General features: G+C 72.3%; 8 protein-coding genes. 4 read left to right on the top strand and 4 right to left on the bottom strand.

The genetic code is table 11. From position 1 onward, the window contains the following. Positions 1-18: 18 nt before the first annotated feature. From H9624_RS04660 to H9624_RS04650, 3 genes are read right to left on the bottom strand one after another with little or no spacing between them, the layout of a single operon-like run. A complete protein-coding gene (locus H9624_RS04660) occupies positions 19-5,109 on the bottom strand; it encodes a Kelch repeat-containing protein (RefSeq protein WP_251838705.1) in 5,091 nt (1,696 codons plus the stop codon). Beyond that, positions 5,106-6,056 (bottom strand): glycosyltransferase family 2 protein, encoded by a 951-nt coding sequence (locus H9624_RS04655; RefSeq protein ID WP_251838704.1) that lies wholly within the window; start codon positions 6,054-6,056, stop codon positions 5,106-5,108. Before H9624_RS04655 ends, H9624_RS04660 begins: the two co-directional genes overlap by 4 nt. Beyond that, positions 6,046-7,512, bottom strand: coding sequence for a sugar transferase (locus tag H9624_RS04650; RefSeq protein WP_251838703.1), 1,467 nt, complete (start codon positions 7,510-7,512; stop codon positions 6,046-6,048). The genes H9624_RS04655 and H9624_RS04650 overlap by 11 nt, the downstream gene beginning before the upstream one ends. 618 nt (positions 7,513-8,130) lie before the next feature. Between H9624_RS04650 and H9624_RS04645 the strand changes: the two genes are divergently transcribed. From H9624_RS04645 to H9624_RS04635, 3 genes are all read left to right on the top strand, one after another. Continuing rightward, positions 8,131-8,841 (top strand): hypothetical protein, encoded by a 711-nt coding sequence (locus tag H9624_RS04645; RefSeq protein ID WP_251838702.1) that lies wholly within the window; start codon positions 8,131-8,133, stop codon positions 8,839-8,841. A 290-nt stretch (positions 8,842-9,131) separates the two neighbouring features. Next, positions 9,132-10,337, top strand: coding sequence for an O-antigen ligase family protein (locus tag H9624_RS04640; RefSeq protein WP_251838701.1), 1,206 nt, complete (start codon positions 9,132-9,134; stop codon positions 10,335-10,337). A gap of 272 nt (positions 10,338-10,609) precedes the next feature. Further along, positions 10,610-11,515 (top strand): glycosyltransferase family 4 protein, encoded by a 906-nt coding sequence (locus H9624_RS04635; protein ID WP_251838700.1) that lies wholly within the window; start codon positions 10,610-10,612, stop codon positions 11,513-11,515. 22 nt (positions 11,516-11,537) lie between these two features. On the opposite strand, the gene H9624_RS04630 is transcribed toward H9624_RS04635, so the two are convergent. Then, the gene (locus H9624_RS04630) at positions 11,538-12,458 is read right to left on the bottom strand and encodes a glycosyltransferase family 2 protein (RefSeq protein ID WP_251838699.1); all 921 of its coding nucleotides are present in this window, start codon (positions 12,456-12,458) and stop codon (positions 11,538-11,540) included. 239 nt (positions 12,459-12,697) lie between these two features. Here H9624_RS04630 and H9624_RS04625 point away from each other — a divergent pair, with 239 nt between their 5' ends. Continuing rightward, on the top strand, positions 12,698-18,148 hold the full coding sequence (locus tag H9624_RS04625; protein ID WP_251838698.1) for a DUF7927 domain-containing protein: 5,451 nt from the start codon (positions 12,698-12,700) through the stop codon (positions 18,146-18,148). Positions 18,149-18,518: the final 370 nt, after the last annotated feature.

Raw genomic sequence — 18,518 nt, 5'->3', positions numbered from 1 at the left:
GCCGCCCGGGATCGTGGGTCAGGGCAGGGTGAGGACCTCGTGCACGTTGCTCGCGGCCGCGCCGGCGAACTGGGCGCCACCCACGGTGTGCAGGCGTCCGTCGACGACGCCCGCTGCGGCGCCGTGCCGGGCGGTGGGCTGACGGCGCAGTGTCGTCCACGTGTCGGTCGCCGGGTCGTACACCTCGGTCGCGTCGAAGGGCAGGCCGTCGGGCCGTGCCTCGCCGCCGACGGCGACGATCCGTCCGTCGATGACACCGCTCGCCATCGTCCGTCGTGCGGTCGGCATGGGCGCCCGCGGCGACCACCCTCCACCGGCGGCGGGGTGCAGTGCCTCCATGGACCCCAGCGTGCCCGCCGGTGTCTGCCCGTTGGCCAGGCGGGTGCGGCCGCCGAAGACGTAGAGGACGCCGTCGGCCACGGCGGAACCGGGGTTGTCCCTCGCCGTCGCGAGCGCCGGGGCGGTGTGCCAGGTCCCGCCCGCGAGGTCGAGCCGCTCGACGACGGCGGTGGACGCCCCGTCGGCGGTCATCCCACCGGCGACGTACACCTGGCCGTCGACCACCTGGGCGGTGGCCCCGCCACGGGCGGTGGGCATGGACGGCAGTGGTGACCACGTGTCGGTCGCGGGGTCGTATGACCAGGCCGTGGCGACGGCGCCGGAGAACGGGGCGGTGGAGCCGCCGAGCACGAGGAGGCGGGTGCCGTCCGTGGTGACTGCCGGGTTCTCCACCCCGGGCCCGGGCAGGTCGGCCACCCTCGTCCATGTGCCCTCGGGAACGTCGTACCGGTAGGCGCGGGTGGAGTGGCCGTCCGGCCCCTTCCCGCCGACGACGTAGAGGGCGTCGCTGATCGCGACCCCACCGGCGTCGAGAACCGCGACGGGCAGAGGTGCCTCCTGCGCCCAGCAGCCGATGTCGCGCGGGGTGAGGAAGGTGATCTGGCCGCCCGATCCGGCGAACTCCCCGACCACGATTCGGCCGTCGGGAGCCTGCGTGATCGGCAGCGGGTCGGTGAAGCCGCCCACGATGCTCTGCGTGCGCACCACGGACCGTCCGTCCGCGGAGAGCGTCACCGCGGTGATGTCGTCGCCCACGGAGTAGTTGGTGATGAGGAGGTGCTGGTCGAGCGCCCCGCAGAAGGCGTCACCGCCGAACTCGATGATGCCGTTCGCCGAGCGGTTGGCCCCCAGGTCCCCGATGGGCGGGGTGTAGGTGGGCGACGGCTGGGTGCTCTGGTAGCTGCCGTCCTTGAAGACGCACTCCCCGCGCGCGGGGTTGGGGTGGCCGTAGTAGCGGCCCTCCTCGATGAGGTTGAGGACGTCGTTCTGGTTGCCGGGGTTGTGCCCGCCCTGCGTCCACGGGCGCGTGTCGCCGAAGCCGGTGCAGGGGGCCTGGGGTGAAGGTGGGTAGCTGCCCACGACGCCCAGGCCGTTGTTCGGCCCGTAGAGATGACCGTTGGAGTGCTCGACGAAGTCATAGGTGTTGCGCAGGCCCGAGGCGAAGACGGTGACGTCGCAGTCCCCGGACAGGTAGATGTCGTTCGGGTCGGCGCAGTCGCCGTCGAAGCCGGGGGCCTTGACGTCGGCGACGAGGAGAGCCGCGGACAGCGGCTGCTCGGCGCGTTCGCCGAACTCGGTGTTGGCCGTGTTCGGAGCGCCCGCGCCGGTGTTGCCGCCCTGGGCGATGTAGAGACGTCCGTCGCTGCCGAAGTGGATGGCGTTGGTGCCGTGGTTGGCGATCGACCGGGGCAGGCCGGTGACGACGTCGCTGCGATAGCTGAGCCCTGGCCCGGACAGGCGCGAGACGATGCTCGAGTCCGCCTCGCCGTCGTCGGCGGAGGGGGAGGAGTGGCCGGCCCACACGATGACGTTGCTCGGGGTGGAGGCAGGGTCGACGGCCAGGCCGAGCGCAAGACGTGTCCCGAGCGTGGACACCACCTGGGTGCTGCTCACGGTGCCGTCCGGCGCGAAGGACAGGATGTAGATCTTGCCGAACATCGACTGGACGTAGAGCTTGCCGTCCGGGCCGTAGGCCATCGACGTGGGGAACGGGACGGGCACGGAGTACCGGTCGAAGGGGAAGTCTGCGACGTCCGCGGGGTCGTGCTCGCCGGTGACAGAGAACTGGGAGAAGCGGAACTCGGCCGGCTTCGTGGCGCTGCGGCTGCTCGCGAAGACGCCGCCGAAGCTGCGGGTGCCGATGAGCGGGTCGATACCTGCGGCGTCGAAGCTGAAGAACTCACCGGGCACGTCGAAGCTGCGAACGGCGGACTGACCACCATCCCCCACCCGGTAGTAGCCCGTCGCCTGTCGGGTGCCGGGGTCGACGCGGATCGACAGCTCGACCGGGACGTCGCTGGGGATGGTGAGGTAGGGGGAGTTGCGCCTGGCGACCTCGGTGCCGTCCACCTCGAGGACGTGCTCGACCCGCCAGCCCTGCGGGGTGCTGACGAGCGCGACACGGTCGACGTGGTCCTGGTCGTAGCCGAACCAGATCCCCGCCTGCTCGTACTTCCCCGTCGTCGTCGGCGGGCCGGCGATGGTGGCGGTGAGGACCGTGGTGGCCGTCGGGCCGTCGAAGCCCACGCCGAGGGCGTTGTCGAGGGTGTTCTCCTTGACCGAGCCGGCACTGCCGGTGATGTCGAGGGTGCCCTCGCCGAGGTCGACCTCGAGACGCTCGCGTACGTACTCCGTGTCGTCCGGCCGCGGCAGGAGAGTGGTGAAGCCGGTGCCGACGCCGTCGACGTCGATGATCCCCTTCGCCTCGTACCGGAAGCCGAGGTTGTAGGGCGTGTCGACCTTGATGAGCTCGCAGGACACCGGGGCGCAGCCGCCCGGGTCACCGACGACGAGCGTGACAGGCAGGACGGCGGTGAACGCACCGGCCGAGGTGGCGACGAGCTCGCCGTGCCAGACACCGGCGGACAGGCCCGCCGGGTTGACGAGGACGTCCACGGTCGCCGGGGTGGTCTCCTGGCTCGTCGTGGCGCTGAGCCAGGGGGCCGTGCTCTCGATCTGGGCCGTGGTCCCGGGCGCCGTGGCGGTGAGCGCGACCTGGCGCTCCTGCACCTGCCCGCCCTCGGTGGCAGGCACCTCGAGGGTCACCGGGGCCCACGTGAGTGAGTTCGTGTCGTTGACGGTGGTGAAGGCGGTGTGGACGACGCGGGTCGTGCCGTCGGAGGTGAGGACCGCGACCGTCACCGTGTGCTCGCCGTCGGGCACGAGCGAGGTGTCGAAGGGGGCGGCCGCATGGGCGACGGAGCCGGGGGCGAGGTCGAAGGGGGCAGCTGAGTCCGTGCGGAGCGGTGCCCCTGTCCGCTCGGGGTCGTCGACCCACCACGACGTCGAGGACACGCCCTCGGTCTGCGCGAGGAAGGCGTAGATGTTTCCGCTGACCGTGCGTCCGGCGAGCGGTGCGGGCGAGCGTCGTTTCGCGTCGACGCCCGTCACCACCTGGAACGGGGAGCCGTCCTGGACAGTGAGCGTCACTGGGACGGTGACGTCCGGCAGGTCGGGCGAGGACAGGACGAGCTCGCCGGTGTGCGTGCCCGCGGAGAGGCCCGTCGGGTCGGCGGAGACCGTGAGCTGGGCGGGGGTTGCCGTCGTGGACGGGTCGGCGGCCAGCCACGGGACCGAGCCCGAGACCGTGAGAGGCAGGGCCGAGCCGTCGCTCGCGGACGCCACCAGCGACGCCTCCACCGGTGCCCCGTCCACGAGTGCCGTGACGGACAGGGCGCCCGGGTCGACGACCAGACCAGGCGCGGCCTCGACGAGGAACGAGACGGTGAGCACGGCGGAGACGGCGCCGTCGGCGGTCGCGGTGAGGCGCCCCGTGTGGGTACCGCCGGCAAGGCCGGACGGGTCGACGCGGACCTCGACCGTGCCCGGCAGGGACACGGTCGGTGACGTGACCGAGAGCCACGGCGCGTCGCTGGACAGGGAGGCGACGGTGCCCGCCTCGCCGGCGGAGAGGGTGAGGGTGTGCACCTGGGGCCCGTCGCCGGCCTCGACGACAAGCGAGTCCTGCTCCCACGCCAGGGCGTTCGAGCCGTTGCTGGTGGTGAAGGTGGCCGTCGAGACGTGCTGGGCGCCGTCCGTCGTCGTCACGCGCACGGTGATCGTGTGCTCGCCGTCGGCCAGCGTCGTCGTGTCGAGCGGTGCCGCGCGGTGTGCCACGGAACCGGGACCGAAGTCGAAGGGGGCCGCACCGTCGGTGCGGACGGGCGCGCCGCCCATGAGCGGGTCGTCGAGCCACCACGAGGTCGAGGTGACGTCGGTCTCCGGGGCGAGGAGCGGGTAGATGTTCCCGGAGACCTCGGCGCCGTCGAGCGGGCTGGGGCTGGAGCGCTTGGCGTCCTTGCCGTGCACCACCGTGAAGTCCTCCAGTGGCGCGGCGGACACGGTGAGCGTCACGGTGACGACCGTGCTCGGCAGGTCCGGGCTCGCGAGGGTGACCTCGGCGGTATGGGTACCGACCGGGAGGCCGGGAGCCGCGGTGAGCGAGACCGTCGCGGGCGTGGTCCCGCTCGAGGGGGCAACTGTCAGCCAGTCGGCCGAGTCGGTGGTCGTGAAGGGGCGTGGAGTGCCGTCGGAGGTACCGATGTCGACGGTCGTGCTCGCCGCTGGCCCGCCCTCCACGCTCGTGAGCGTGACGGCAGAGCGGGACGTCGTGAAGAGAGCCGGGACGTCGTTGTCCGTGGTGAAGGTGGCGTGACGCGTCACGACCCCGGCGCCGGTCGTCACGTGTGCCGTGATCGTGTGCTCCCCGTCGGGAAGCGCGGCGGTGTCGAACGAACCGGAGGCGTGTGACGTGGAGCCGGGCGCGTAGTCGAAGGGTGAGGTCGTGTCCGTCCGCACGGGCTGCCCGGCTGCTGCCGGGTCGTCGAGCCACCAGCTGACCGCGGTGACACCGGTGTCAGCGGTGAGGAACGGGTGGATGACACCGTCGACGGTGGCGCCGTCGAGCACTGAGGGCGACTTGCGCTTCTTCTCCAGACTGAAGGAGATCTGCGGGTCGTCGGCCGAGGCTGCGGGCAGGGTCCCGAGCAGGCTTGCGAGGAGGGTGAGGGCGATGACGGCGGCCCAGCTGCGGGCCGTGGTGCGGGTCATGAGGAACGCTCCGCTCGGAGGGTGGAGGCGGCGGTCGCGGGGGAGACGGGGCCGGAGGGTGGGTCCACCCGCCGGCTGCTCTCGTCGCGCAGCCAGGTGGTGCTGCCGCGGGCCAGGGCCCAGCGGGCGCGGGCACGGGCGAGGATCGCGGTGCCGAGGAAGACCGCGACGGCCGGCAGGAGCCGGGCGTCGCGCCGGATGAGGGCGGCCATGGTCGGCACGCCGCCGCCCGCACCGCGCAGCGGTGGAGCGGCAGGGTCGCGGGCGAGCCGGCGGTTGCCGGTCATCGCCCGCACCCGTCGGCGCAGGAGGTCCCCGTACTCCCGAGGGGCGCGGATGACGACCTCGGCGGTGGGGACGACCCGCAGCTCCTCGGAGGCGAAGCTCATGGCGGTGAGGAGGTCGTCCGCCATCGTGTCCCGCCACCCGGCCAACCGTCGGTGGCCCGCCTCGTCCACGCCGATGACGCCGCGGCCGTACAGCTCCCGCTGGACACCGGGCAGCTGGCACCACACCGAGTAGTACGCCCGTACCAGCCAGCTCGAGGCGGCGAGGTCGAGGTGACGGGCGGGTCCGACGGCGTGGACGCCGGGTGCCTGCAGGGCAGCGGCGAGCTCGCCGATGCCGTCGGCGCCGATGACGACGTCGGCGTCGACGTAGAAGCGGGGGAACCGCGAGGCGTGCCCGTCCCCGAGGGCGAGCGCGTGCATCTTCGACGGCACGGGCGTCTCGAGGACGCGGACGCCCGGGACGCCCCGGGCGACCTCCGCAGTGGCGTCCGTGCAGCCGTTCGCGACGACGACGACCTCGAGGTCGGGGCCGCCGGAGCGGAGCGCGAGGAGGAGGCGGCCGATGACCGCCGCCTCGTCGTGGGCAGGGACCACGACGGACCCGAGCACCGCCACCCCCGTGCCCGCGGGGGTGGTCCCGGAGGCGTCAGTACGCACCGTTGCCACTCAGCACGGCATGGGCCGTGCGCCACAGGATGTGGATGTCCATGCGCACCGACCAGTTGTCGGCGTACCGGAGGTCCAGGCGCACCGACTGCTCGATGGAGAGGTTGGAGCGGCCGCTCACCTGCCACAGACCGGTGAGGCCTGGCTTCACCCGCAGGCGCTGGTGGACGTCACCGGTGAAGCGGTCGACCTCGGACTGCAGCGCCGGCCGTGGACCGACGAGGGACATGTCGCCCCGGACGACGTTCCACAGCTGGGGCAGCTCGTCGATCGACAGACGCCGCAGCACGTGACCGACCCGCGTCACACGAGGGTCCTCGCGGAGCTTGAAGAGCATCCCGTTGCCCTCGTTGCGGTCGGCCAGCTCGGCCAGGCGGGCCTCGGCGTCGGTGTACATCGAGCGGAGCTTGTACATGGTGAAGGGGCGGCCACCGAGTCCGACGCGGGTCTGCACGAAGAAGGCCGGACCCGGTGAGGTGAGGCGCACGGCGACGGCTGCGGGCACGATGACGGCAAGCGCCGCGAGCAGGAGCAGGCCACCCAGCACCCGGTCGAAGACCGCCTTGGACCACAGGGAGGGACGAGGGGGCCTGAGGGTGACGCCGAGCAGCGGGGTCCCGCCCAGCGACTCCAGCTGCAGCCGGCGTGGCGCCACCTCCGTGATCGAGGGCAGGACGAGCATCTCGGCGGAGAGCGGCGCCAGCTGCCAGCCGAGACGGCGCAGGTCGGCGGCCTCCATCGCCCCGCCCGAGACGACGACGGCGTCGATGTCGAGGGTGCGCACGAGGTCGGGTATGTCCGCGTACCGCCCGAGGACGGGACTGCGGCTGCCGATGTCGTCGGTCGTCGGTGTGCACACGCCGACGACGACGAGCCCGCGGGACTGCGCCTCGTCGAGCACGTCGAAGAGGTGACCGAGGCCGTCCACGGGGCCGACGACGAGCGTGCGGCGCAGGAAGGTGCCCCGGGAGCGCAGCCGCCGCAGCACGGGGCGGGCGACGAGCCGGGCCAGGCCGGCGAGGAGCAGCGACAGGGCCAGTGCCTCGAAGAACAGCGACCGGGGGACCTGTGCGAGACCGAGGTAGTGGACGACGAGCGAGGCGAGCGCGAGGACACCCGCCGCCCGCACGAGGCTGGAGAGGTCCTCGACGGTCGAGGTCGCGCAGGCGGTGCGGTAGCCACGGCACGCCGCCACGGCGAGGACCAGACCCAGTCCGGCTGCGACGGCCAGGGCCGTGACCATGACGGGGTCGTGCTCCTGCCGGACGAGCAGGGCGACAGCGAGCGCGGTGAGACCCAGGTCTGCCACGGCGAGCGCGGCGAGGTACCGGGTGACCGCGGCGCGCCACGGCAGGCCCGAGCGGGCCGCGCGCAGCCGTTCACCGGTCACGGCGGTCGGCGGGAGCGCCTGGTCGTCGTCCTGGTAGCGGTCGGTGCGCAGGGTCATGTCGACCACCTCGCGTGGAGGGACGGAGGGAGCGGCTGGGCCGGTGGAGGAGTGGAGGTGGCGGGCCGCCGGACGTCACGAGGGATGTTCACGTGAGAAGTTCGCCCTCCATCGCTCGTCGCAGTCTGAGCCGGTCGGACGGGACGACGTTGGCTCGCCCGAGCAGCCGTCTCAACATCGCACGGTGGCTGAGGGGCGTTAAGGATGACGACCGGATGACGTCGCGGGGATGAGGTGCTGGACGGGGGTGACTACTCACCGGCGTCCGGGAGGCGCCCCGCTGAGCTCACCCCGCAGCTCACCCCGCCCGCCGCCGCCCGATCAGCTCGTCGTCATCCGCCGGTACGCGGCGGGAGCGGCGGACCGGATGTTGTCCTTGTCACGTGACGGGCACCACTCCCGACGTGGATGGTGCCCGCATGGCTCGGCCCGTCGCCGGCACCGCCCGGTCAGCGACGTGCTGAGGGCCGCCCACGGGTCGACGACGGACCGACGCCCGTGATCGGCAGGGCCGTCTGGCCCGACCGGGTGGCCGACGGGTGGGGACACAGTCCCCACCCGTCCCCCCCCCCCCCCCCCCCCGTCCCCCCACCCCCCCCATCGCACATGGAGGCCGCAGTGGACGTCTGGCAGATCACGGTGGCGACCCTGCGCCGGTGGTACATCTTCCTGCCACTCCTTGCCTTGACGGCGGGTGCGGTCCAGGTGGTCGGCGCCGGGGTGGCGCCGGAGTACGAGGTGGCGGGTACGGCACTCATCACGCCCGGCAGCGCGCCGGCCCCCGTGCCCAACCCGTACGGCGGGGAGGACCAGGCGAACGCCGCGGTCGCCATCGTCCTCAACAGCGCGGAGATGCGTGCGCGCGTCCAGGCCGAAGGGTTGCTCCCCTCCTACGAGGTGGCGAGCCGGTCGCGCAGCACCATCATGACCGTGAGCGTCCGCGGTGGTGACGCAGACCAGGCCGAGGTGACGGCCGACTTCGTCTTCGGGCTGGCTGTCGAGGAGCTCGAGCAGCGCCAGTCGAGCGCCGGGATCCCTCCGGCCGCCCAGTACGGCTTGGACGTCCTCGCGGCTCCCTCCCTCCAGGCCGTCGTCTATGACGGCAAGCTCCAGGTGCAGGCCATCACCGGACTGCTCGGCGCGAGTCTCGCGCTCGTCGTCGCCGTGCTCTTCGACGACATCGTCGGTCTCGTCCGGCGCCGTCGCGCCCGCCGGCGAGGGGCGGCCGCACTGCCGGACGAGCCCGTCACCGACGGGCTGCCCGCCTGGCCCGAGGACGCGGGACCGGCTGTCGAGCCGCGTCGGGACCGCGACCACGCCCACGCGTGAGTACGGGAACGGAGCGGCGCACGCGCCGTCACGAGGACTTCGAGCCGGTCCTGCTGCGCCGGCCTGCCCGTGTGGGGGAGTGGCAGCCGGTGCTGGTACGGCGCCGCCAGATCAGCGCACTCGCCCTGCTCATCACCTTCCTCGTCCTCCAGTTCCTCATCCCTGCGAGGCTCGTCATCGGTGGTCTCGGGGCGGTGGGACGCCCGTCGGTCGCCGTCGGGATCCTTCTCGCCTTCCTGTGGTGCGTCTCGATGCGCCGACCGCGTCGGCTGCCCCCCGGCCGTCAGCCCGTGCGTTGGCTGCTGGGCGGCTTCCTCGCCGTCCAGCTCGTCGGCTACGCCGTGGGCTACGACCGGCTCCTCCCGCAGGTCGAGGCGAATGCCGCGGACCGGTGGCTGATCCTCACCGTCGCGATGGTGGGGGTGACACTCGCGGTCACGGACGGTCTTGTCACGCGGCGGCAGCTCGACACCCTGCTGCGCACTCTCGTGGCCCTGGCTGCCACCATGGCGTTCGTCGGCATCCTTCAGTTCGCCCGGATCGTCGATCTCACGCGGTACATCCGCATTCCCGGCCTGCGGCACAACTCAGAGCTCATCGGCGTCGGCGCCCGCGGGGACGGAGACTTCGCTCGCGTGGCGGGCACAGCGAACCACTACATCGAGTTCGGTGTCGTCCTGGCTCTCGTCCTGCCGATCGCTCTGCACTACGGCTTCTTCAGTCCACCAGGCCGTGCCCGAGTGGGAAACTGGGTGTGCGTCGCCCTGATCGCCTCCGCGATCCCGTTGTCGATCTCCCGCTCCGCCATCCTCACCGTGGCGGTGACGATGGTGATGCTCGGGCTCGTGTGGCCGTGGCGGCGCCGGTACAACGTCCTTGCCATCGCGCTGGTCGGGACGGCTGTCTTTCACCTCGTCAACCGGGGAGTCCTGGGGACCATCCGAGCCATGTTCACCAACATGGACAACGACCCGAGCGTGCAGAACCGGATCGCCGACCAGGCCTTCGTCTCTCGGATGTTCGAGGAGAGGCCGTGGCTCGGGCGAGGGGCCGGAACAGTCATTCCCGAGCGGTACATCCTGCTCGACAACCAGCTCTTCGGAACGCTGGTGGGCGGGGGCGTGGTCGGGCTGGCGGCGTTCCTGGCTCTCTTCGCCGTTCCGTACTTCATGGCCCGCAGTGTCCGGCTCCGTGCGGCCACCGAGGAGGCGCGGCATCTCGGACAAGCGCTCGCGGTGATCTTTCCCGCGGGTCTCCTCGCCAGCGGGACGTTCGACTCATTCGGGTTCGCGACGTTCGTCGGGACGACCGTCGTGAGCATCGGTGCGGTAGGAGCGCTGTGGAGGATGGAGCAGGTCGGGCGAGGGAGCCCGGTCGTCGACAGCGGCGGCACGTACGTGGCCGCGCCCTTGTTCGCCGACGTCCAGGGACGGATCCGCCGCGCGAGAGAGCAGCATCGTCGGAGAGCAGCGGTGATGCGGCAGGAGGCGACATGAGCGGGACTGAGCCGGTCCGCGTCCTGTACAGCTTTCCACAGCGGCTGGGCGCTGGACGGGTCTGCTACACGGCATGGCAACAGGTGCTCGGGCTCCATGGCGCGGGCGCAGAGGTCACAGTGCTCGCGGGGTCGGTCGCGCGGGTACTCCCCACAGACATCACGGTTCGGACGACGTTGAGCCGCGGCAGGTTGCGTGTCCCCTACCGGGTCCTGGGCATGACGCGGGCGTGCGAGTGGCACGACCGCCTAGTGGCGCGACAGCTCCGTCGAATGACGACGAAGCCCGACGTGATTCACGTGTGGCCGCGGGGGGCTCGGCACACCCTCGCGGTCGCGCGTTCGCTGGGCATCCCCACGTTCCTCGAGCGTCCGAACGCGCACACGCGTTTCGCGTACGAGACGGTGGCGGCGGAGAGCGAGCGACTCGGGATCGTCCTCCCCAAAGGTTCCGAGCACGCCTACGACGCCGATGTCCTGCGTGTCGAGGAGGCGGAGTTCGCGCTCGCCGACTGGCTGCTCTGCCCGTCCGACTTCGTCGCACGGACCTTCGTGGACGAGGGCACCTCACCCGCCAGGCTCGTCCGGCACACCTACGGGGTCGACCTCGACCGCTTCGGCCCACGGCCGCGGAGGGAGCCGGAGCGTCCCTTCACCGCGCTCTTCGCCGGCTACGCCGCCGTCCGGAAGGGGCTCCACCTCGCCCTGGAGGCGTGGCTCGGCTCCCCGCTCGCCGAGCACGGCGTGCTGCTGATCGCCGGCGGCATCATGCCCGAGTACGCCGCCGTGCTCCGCAAGGAGCTCGCGCACCCGAGCGTGCGGGTGCTGGGACACCGTGACGACCTGCCCGACCTCATGGCCGACGCCGACGTCACCCTGCTGCCGAGCCTGGAGGAGGGCTTCGGTCTGGTGTGCATCGAGGCGATGGCGTCCGGGAGCGTGCCGGTGGTCTCGGACGCGTGCACCGAGATCTGTCGCCACGACGAGAACGCGCTCGTGCACCGAGCGGGCGACGTCCGCCAGCTCAGGGACCACCTCACGCGGCTGGCCCGCGACCGCGGCACGCTCGACCGGCTGCGCGGGGATGCGCTGCGGACGGCGCAGGGGGTCACCTGGGAGGCTGCCGGACGACGCCTCCTCGAGGTCTACTCCGAGCACTCAGCGACACGGCGGGTCTGACGCCGCGACCGTGGCGGGGCCGCTACCGCGAACCTGCGGGAGCGGCTGCGCGTGCCCGCCGGCGCCTGAGCCGGTCCCTGGCCGCGAGATCGGCCGCGACCCAGGCCGCGACGTAGCGGTGGTACACCTCGCCGACGAGGAAGGCGGCACGGGCGCGGGTGGAGACGAGCTGCGGTGCGCGGCGCGCCCGGCGCACCGCGCCGAGGGGCGGGACGAGCGAGCGCGCGGCCGGCCAGGGGGCGGGGGAGTCGTGGCCGTCGAGGACGTCGCGCTCGTGGCGGCCGGCGATGACCCGGCGCAGCTTGGTGCGCAGGGCGGCGTAGGAGTCCCGGGCGGGGTGGTGGACGACGGCGTCCGCGCAGTAGACCGTCCGCAGCCCCAGGCGGTTGGCCCGCTGGGCCCACTCGATGTCGGCGCCCGAGCGCAGCTCGGAGCGGAACGGCCCGGTGGCGTCGAAAGCGGCGCGCGTCGTGCACATGTTGGCCGTGACCGAGGCGCCGCTGCGGGACACGTACGTCTGCTGCGGGAAGGCGTGGACGAGCTCGTAGGCCTCGACCGGGTGGGGACGGGCGGCGTCCCGGGCGTAGACGGCCACGTGCCCGGCGACGATGTCGGCGCCGTCCGCCAGGCCGCGGACGGCCTGCTCGAGCCAGCCTGGCTCCGGCAGGCAGTCGGAGTCGGTGAACGCGAGAACGTCACCGGTGCTCACGAGCACCGCCGCGTTGCGGGCGGTGTAGGAGCCACCTGCCGGCTCGGCGACGTACCGGACACCGGGACGCGCGTCGACGAGCGCCCGGACGGCGGGGTCGTCGCCGTTGTCCGCGACGATCACCTCGACGAGCTCGGCCGGGTAGCTCTGCCGGCCCAGCGCGTCCAGGCAGGAGGACAGCCGGGGGTCGTCCCGGACGGGGACCACCACCGACACCTTCGGCTGTGCGTGCACGCCCACAGTGTGAAGCACCCGGCGGGTGCGCCGGAGACGTTCGCGGAGCCGATCCCCGCCGCCTCTCCGGACAGGGCCGCGGGGATCCGCAGGAGGATGCGGATCCGAGCGGTATGTGACGAGTGTCACTCACCCTGGACGCTCGGAGAATCAGCCGACGGTCATCCCGGCGCACTCCTCCGCGCGCGCGACGCCGGTGGTGGGCTGGCAGCGCCCTACCGATCACAAGGAGCGTCGCCATGCCCAGCCGTCACCGCAGCACCCCATCCCCCTGGCGGCGCAGGTCGCGCAGCCTCCTCGTCGGCCTCACCAGCCTGACGCTCGTCCTCAGCGGCACCGCCTCGCTGGCCACCCCGCAGGACGACCCCGAGGCGGCCGAGCTGCTGAGCGAGCTCACCTCCGAGCCGACGCTCGAGACCGCCGACGCCGAGGGCGAGGAGCCTGCGACCGAGGAGCCGGCGGCCGAGGAGCCCGCGGCCGAGGAGCCCGCCGTCGAGGAACCGGCCGTGGAGGAGCCGGCCGTGGAGGAGCCGGCCGTGGAGGAGCCGGCCGTCGAGGAGCCCGCCGTCGAGGAACCGGCCGCCGACGAGGCGGACCTGGAGGTCACGCCGCTCTTCGTGCCGCCGGGTGACCCGGGTGAGGACGAGGTCAAGCTCATCGTGCGGTCCGGCGGGGACCGTACCGGGACGGGCGACGAGACCTCGACGGCCACCCCGCTCGAGGGCGTCGACTACGAGTTCTACCGGATCACCGACATCCCGGCGGAGGGTCCGCCCAACGGCGTCCTCGTCGGGGAGTGCACCACCGACGAGACGGGCGAGTGCGGGATCTTCGCCGAGCTCGTGGGATCCCTCGGGGGCGTCGACGCCTTCTACGCGATCCAGACCGGAGCCCCCGGCGACTGGGTCGCCCCCACGCAGTGGGCGCAGGACACCGACTACATCTTCGCCACCGGTCCCGTCTCCGCGGACGACCCGGTTGCCGATCGCATCATCGAGCTCCCCCTCGGGTACAGCGACACCGTCACCGAGCCGTTCTGGGCCAGCGTCCGCCCCAACAACGAGGCCCCGGCACAGTGCGGCCTCGACATGGCGATGGTTCTCGACCTGTCCAACTCGGTCACCGAGACCGAGGAGCTGCTCGACGAGCACAAGGCCGCCGCGAACGACTTCATCAACGCCATCACCGGCACGCCGTCGCAGGTGGCGCTCTACACCTTCGGCAGCGCCGCTCCCGCGGCCGGGCCCACCAACGGTGGACTGCCGCTGACGAGCGTCGCGACACCGGGCAGCGCGCAGCAGATCATCAACCGGATCAACGGCTACCAGCGGACACCGAGCGGCGGTGGCGGGACCAACTGGGACCGCGCCTTCCACCAGGTGGCCGAGTCGGGGGTGCAGTACGACGTCGTCCTGTTCCTCACCGACGGCCAGCCCACCTTCCACCGGGACCGCCAGGGCCCCGGTGACGTCTCGACGATCGCCGAGGTGAACGAGGCGATCCTCTCCGCCAACGCCGTCAAGGCGACCGGCGCCCAGGTCGTCCTCGTCGGCTTCGGTCCCGAGGCCTTCCTCCCCGGCGCGAGCATCCGCATCCCGCTCGTCTCCGGCCCGACCGAGGGTCAGGACTTCTACCGCACGGACCTCGAGGACCTCGCGGCGACCCTCGAGGAGATCGCCAGCGCCGACTGTGCCGGGACGCTCACGGTGGTCAAGGAGGTCGTGGACGCGGAGGGTGACGTCGTCCCGGGCGGGGCCGGCTGGACCTTCGGCACGACGACCGAGGACGTCACGCCCGCGACGGCGACGACCGACGACTCGAGCGCCGTCAACTTCGCGGTCGACTACCCCGCGGCGGTGCAGAGCCGCAGCGTGACGGTCACCGAGACGCAGCAGGCGGGCTACGAGCTCGTCCCCGTCGACGGCGCCAACGCGCGATGCGTCGTGACCGGGACCGGTGAGACGCTGCCGGTGACCGACAGCGGAGCCCTCGGCTTCACCGTCGACGTCGCCGCCGAGGAGATCGTCAGCTGTACGGTCCGCAACGCCCTCGTCCCGCCGGACTACGACGACCTCGTCGTGACGAAGACGGCCGTGCCGAGCTTCACCCGGGACTGGGACTGGGACATCACCAAGGTGGCTGAGGAGGACCGCCTGGAGGTGCCCGCCGGCGAGGACGGGACCTTCACCTACGACGTCACGGTCACGCCCGAGGGGCCCACCGACTCCGGCTTCACGGTGAGCGGCACGGTCGTGCTCACCAACCCGAACGACGTGCCCTTCACGGGGGTCGACGTCATCGACGCCCTGCCGGCCTCCACGTGCACCGTGCCGGGGGGCACGGACGTCACCGTGCCCGCGAACGACTCGGTCACCGTGAACTACTCCTGCTCCCTGACCGGCGGGACGCCGACGACGACGGGGACGAACACCGCCACGGTCACCTGGGACGCTGCCGCGTACCCCGGGACCGACGGCAGCAGCACGGCGACCGCGGACTTCGACTTCGCGGCGGCGTCCGTGGTCGAGACCGACCGGTACGTCACCGTCACCGACACCGAGTACGACCTCTCCGACTACCCCGGTGGCAACGCCTTCGACGCCACCGACGGCCCGGCCGTCCTCACCTACGACCTCGAGTGGCCGAGCACGCCCGGCCAGTGCGTCGAGTTCGAGAACACCGCGACCATCGTCAACTCGCCCGAGCCGCTCTTCGCGCCCTTCGTCGTCAACGAGTCGAGCACCGAGGTCGTCACGCTCTGCGCCGGCCTCGACCTCGAGGTCGAGAAGAACGTCGTCGTCTCCTTCGACCGCACCTACCTGTGGGAGATCGACAAGGAGGCCGACGAGACGACGGTGACGGTCGACCCCGACACGGGGACCGCGACCGCCGACTACACCGTCACCGCCACCCCCACGGGCAGCAGTGACGCCGGCTGGGCGATGCAGGGCGCCATCACGGTGGCCAACCCCAACGAGTGGCTCGACATCACCGCCGACGTCACCGACACCGTCGACGTCGGGGGCGGGGCCGTCTGCACCGTCGCCGGCGGTGAGGACGTGCTCGTCGCGGCCGGCGAGACCGTCGACCTCAGCTACACGTGCACCTTCGTCACCCAGCCGTCCTACTCGGGCACGAACACGGCGACCGCCACGTGGGCGGACACCGTGCCGACCCCGAGCACCACGGCCACCGGGACCGCCGACATCGAGCCGGGTGACTGGGCGCAGACCCCGATCAACGCGTCGATCGACGTGATCGACGACCAGACCGATCCCGCCAACCCGGTGCCGCTCGGCACCGCCACGTGGAACGCGGAGGGCACGCCCACCGTCTTCACCTACTCCCTCGAGCTCGAGGGCACGCCGGGGGCCTGCGTCGAGTACACGAACACGGCGTGGATCGTGCAGACGCAGCAGTCCGCGGAGGAGGTCGTCGAGGTCTGTGTGCCCGACCTCGACGTCATCAAGCGGGCCGTCTCGGCCGACCAGCTGCCCGGCGGCGACTGGCTGGTCACCTACGAGATCGACGTCGTCAACCCCGAGGACTACCCGGGCGTCTACAGCCTGAGCGACACGCTCGAGTACGGCGGTGGGATCACGCCGACGGCGGCTGCCTGGTTCCCGGCGGGTGAGCCCGACGCCGGCGGCGAGTGGACCGAGCCGGTGGCCGACAACCCGACGACGGTGCTCGCCACCGACGTCGAGATCGCTGCAGGCGCGACGGACACCTACGTCGTCGTCGTCACCGCCGACGTCGCCGAGGGCGTCATCGGCACCGAGGCGGGCCTGTGCGACGACGAGGAGCTGAGCGAGGGCGGCGGGTTCCTCAACGCCGCCACGCTCACGGTCCTCGACGAGGACGAGACCGTCCGCGCCTGTGCCGAGCCGGTGGCCCCGACCGTGGAGAAGACGCCGGGTGAGCTCGTCGCAGGCGACGACGGCACCTGGGACGTCAGCTACACCATCGACGTCGCCAACCCCGACGCCGACCAGGCCGTCAGCTACGACCTGTCCGACGAGTTCGACTTCGTCGAGGGTGTCGACATCCTCGACGCGAGCATCGAGCGCGACGGCACGGTCTACGAGGACTGGGACGGCGTGACCGAGACGGAGGTCGTCACCGGCGTCCTCCTGCCGGCCGCCACCACCCACACCTACACGGTCACCGTGACCGTGAGCCTCTCCGACGTCGTGGAGACCGACGACGGCGGGCTGCGGGAGTGCGGGCTCAACGGCTCCGACGCCGGGCACGGCCTGTTCAACCTGGCCACCATCACCTCCGGCAACGACGAGTACGACGACGACGCGTGCGTGCCGATCCCCGACCCGGACATGTCGGTCGACAAGACCGCCGTCTCCGCGAACCAGCTGCCCGACGGCACCTGGGAGGTCGTCTACGAGGTCGTCGCCTCCAACGACTCGAGCGTCGGCGGGGTCTACGACCTCAGCGACACCCTCGAGTACAGCGAGGGCATCACGCCGCTGACCGCCGAGTGGGCGCTCGAGGGCACGGCCGTCGCAGGGGTGTGGGGCGACCTGCCCGACGAGCTCACGACGACCCTGGCCAACGACCGGCCGCTCGCCGGTGGTGACAGCGACACCTACGTCGTCACCGTCACGGCCGCCGTCGCCGCCGGCGTCACCGGCGGGGAGGCCGGGCAGTGCAGCGGCGAGGACGGGACCGACGGCGGCGGCTTCCTCAACGCCGCAACCCTCACCGCGCACGGTGAGGACGACACCGACCGTGACTGCCTCCCGCCCGCCCACCCCGAGCTCGAGAAGGTCTTCGACTCGGCGGTCGAGCAGGAGGACGGCACGTGGACGGTGGGCTACACGATCGTCGTCGACAACTCCGCGAGCGACTCACTGGCCTACTACCAGCTCGTCGACGCCCCGCGCTTCGCGGAGGGGGTGACGATCCTGGACCAGGAGGCCTGGGACGTCACCGACCCCGCGGACCCGCAGGACCTCGACTGGGACGGTGAGGGGCCGATCCTCGACCTCGTCGCCATCGAGGGCGGACAGGTCCAGCGCTACGAGGTCACCTTCGTCGTCGAGGTGGACGCCGGCATCCCGGACGAGAACCTCGTCTGCGACCCCGACGGTGGCCCCGGGCGCGGCTTCTTCAACCGGGCCGTGCTGCGCAGCGGCAACGACGAGATCCCCGCCGAGGACTGTGGTCCGATCGGGGAGCCGTCCTGGACGCTGACGAAGAGCTCGGACCCCGTGTCGGGCAGCACCGTCGACCCGGGCGACACGATCACCTACACGGTGACCGCCACCCCGACCGGCGACGTCGACCCGACGGACCTCACGGTCACCGACGACCTGTCCGACGTCCTCGAGCACGCCCGGACCACCGGCGCGATCGAGGCGAGCGTGGGCAGCGTCGACTGGGACGGTGAGGACCTCGTGTGGGACATCCCGCGGCTGAGCGAGACGGCCACCCTCACCTACCGGGTCGTCGTCGACGACGACGCCTGGGACGTGCGGCTGCGCAACGTCGTCACCGGCGAGGGGACGCCCCCGCCCGTGTGCATCGAGTGCTCGACGACGCACATCACCCCGCCGCGGACGCCCGGACTGCCGCCGACCGGTGCTGCTGTCGCCGGCGCGGCGCTGCTGGCGGCCCTGCTGACCGCGGGCGGTCTCGCCCTCGGCACGACCAGGCGCCGGAAGGAGGCCTGACAGAGCTGGTGGGGGCCGGTCGCCCGGCCCCCACCTCCCGCACCGTGTCCTCATCAGCACCGCCCGGCAGGTGAGGACGCGGGCGGCCCCCACGGCCGCCGGGACCGCAGGGCGTTTGTGATCGGCGCCAGGCGTCAGTCCCGCACCGGCTCGGTGGCCGGCGGACGGGGTCGTCCTCAGGACGGCCCCGTCCGCGCATCTCTCAGCATGTGGACCCCGGTCCGCCCGAGGTGCCGGTGCGCGATGCTCGCGACGGGGGTGCGTCGACGCGCCGGGTGAGGTGAGGGTGAGTCCTACGAAAGTAGGGCTCACCCTCCTTCTTTAGCAGGATGCCGCGGGTCCTGTGGGGCGGCGCCGTCAGCGTGGCCCG

Source organism: Oceanitalea stevensii, assembly GCF_014837105.1.
Taxonomy (GTDB): domain Bacteria; phylum Actinomycetota; class Actinomycetes; order Actinomycetales; family Actinomycetaceae; genus Oceanitalea; species Oceanitalea stevensii.
The sequence above is the reverse complement of the archived record's forward strand: the minus strand, read 5'-3'. Positions and strand labels throughout refer to the sequence as shown.

Excerpts from the sequence above, each read along its gene's own strand:
- H9624_RS04625 (WP_251838698.1), top strand. The coding sequence starts at position 12,698 with ATGCCCAGCCGTCACCGCAGCACCCCATCCCCCTGGCGGCGCAGGTCG.
- H9624_RS04660 (WP_251838705.1), bottom strand. The coding sequence starts at position 5,109 with ATGACCCGCACCACGGCCCGCAGCTGGGCCGCCGTCATCGCCCTCACC.
- H9624_RS04635 (WP_251838700.1), top strand. The coding sequence starts at position 10,610 with ATGACGACGAAGCCCGACGTGATTCACGTGTGGCCGCGGGGGGCTCGG.
- H9624_RS04650 (WP_251838703.1), bottom strand. The coding sequence starts at position 7,512 with ATGACCCTGCGCACCGACCGCTACCAGGACGACGACCAGGCGCTCCCG.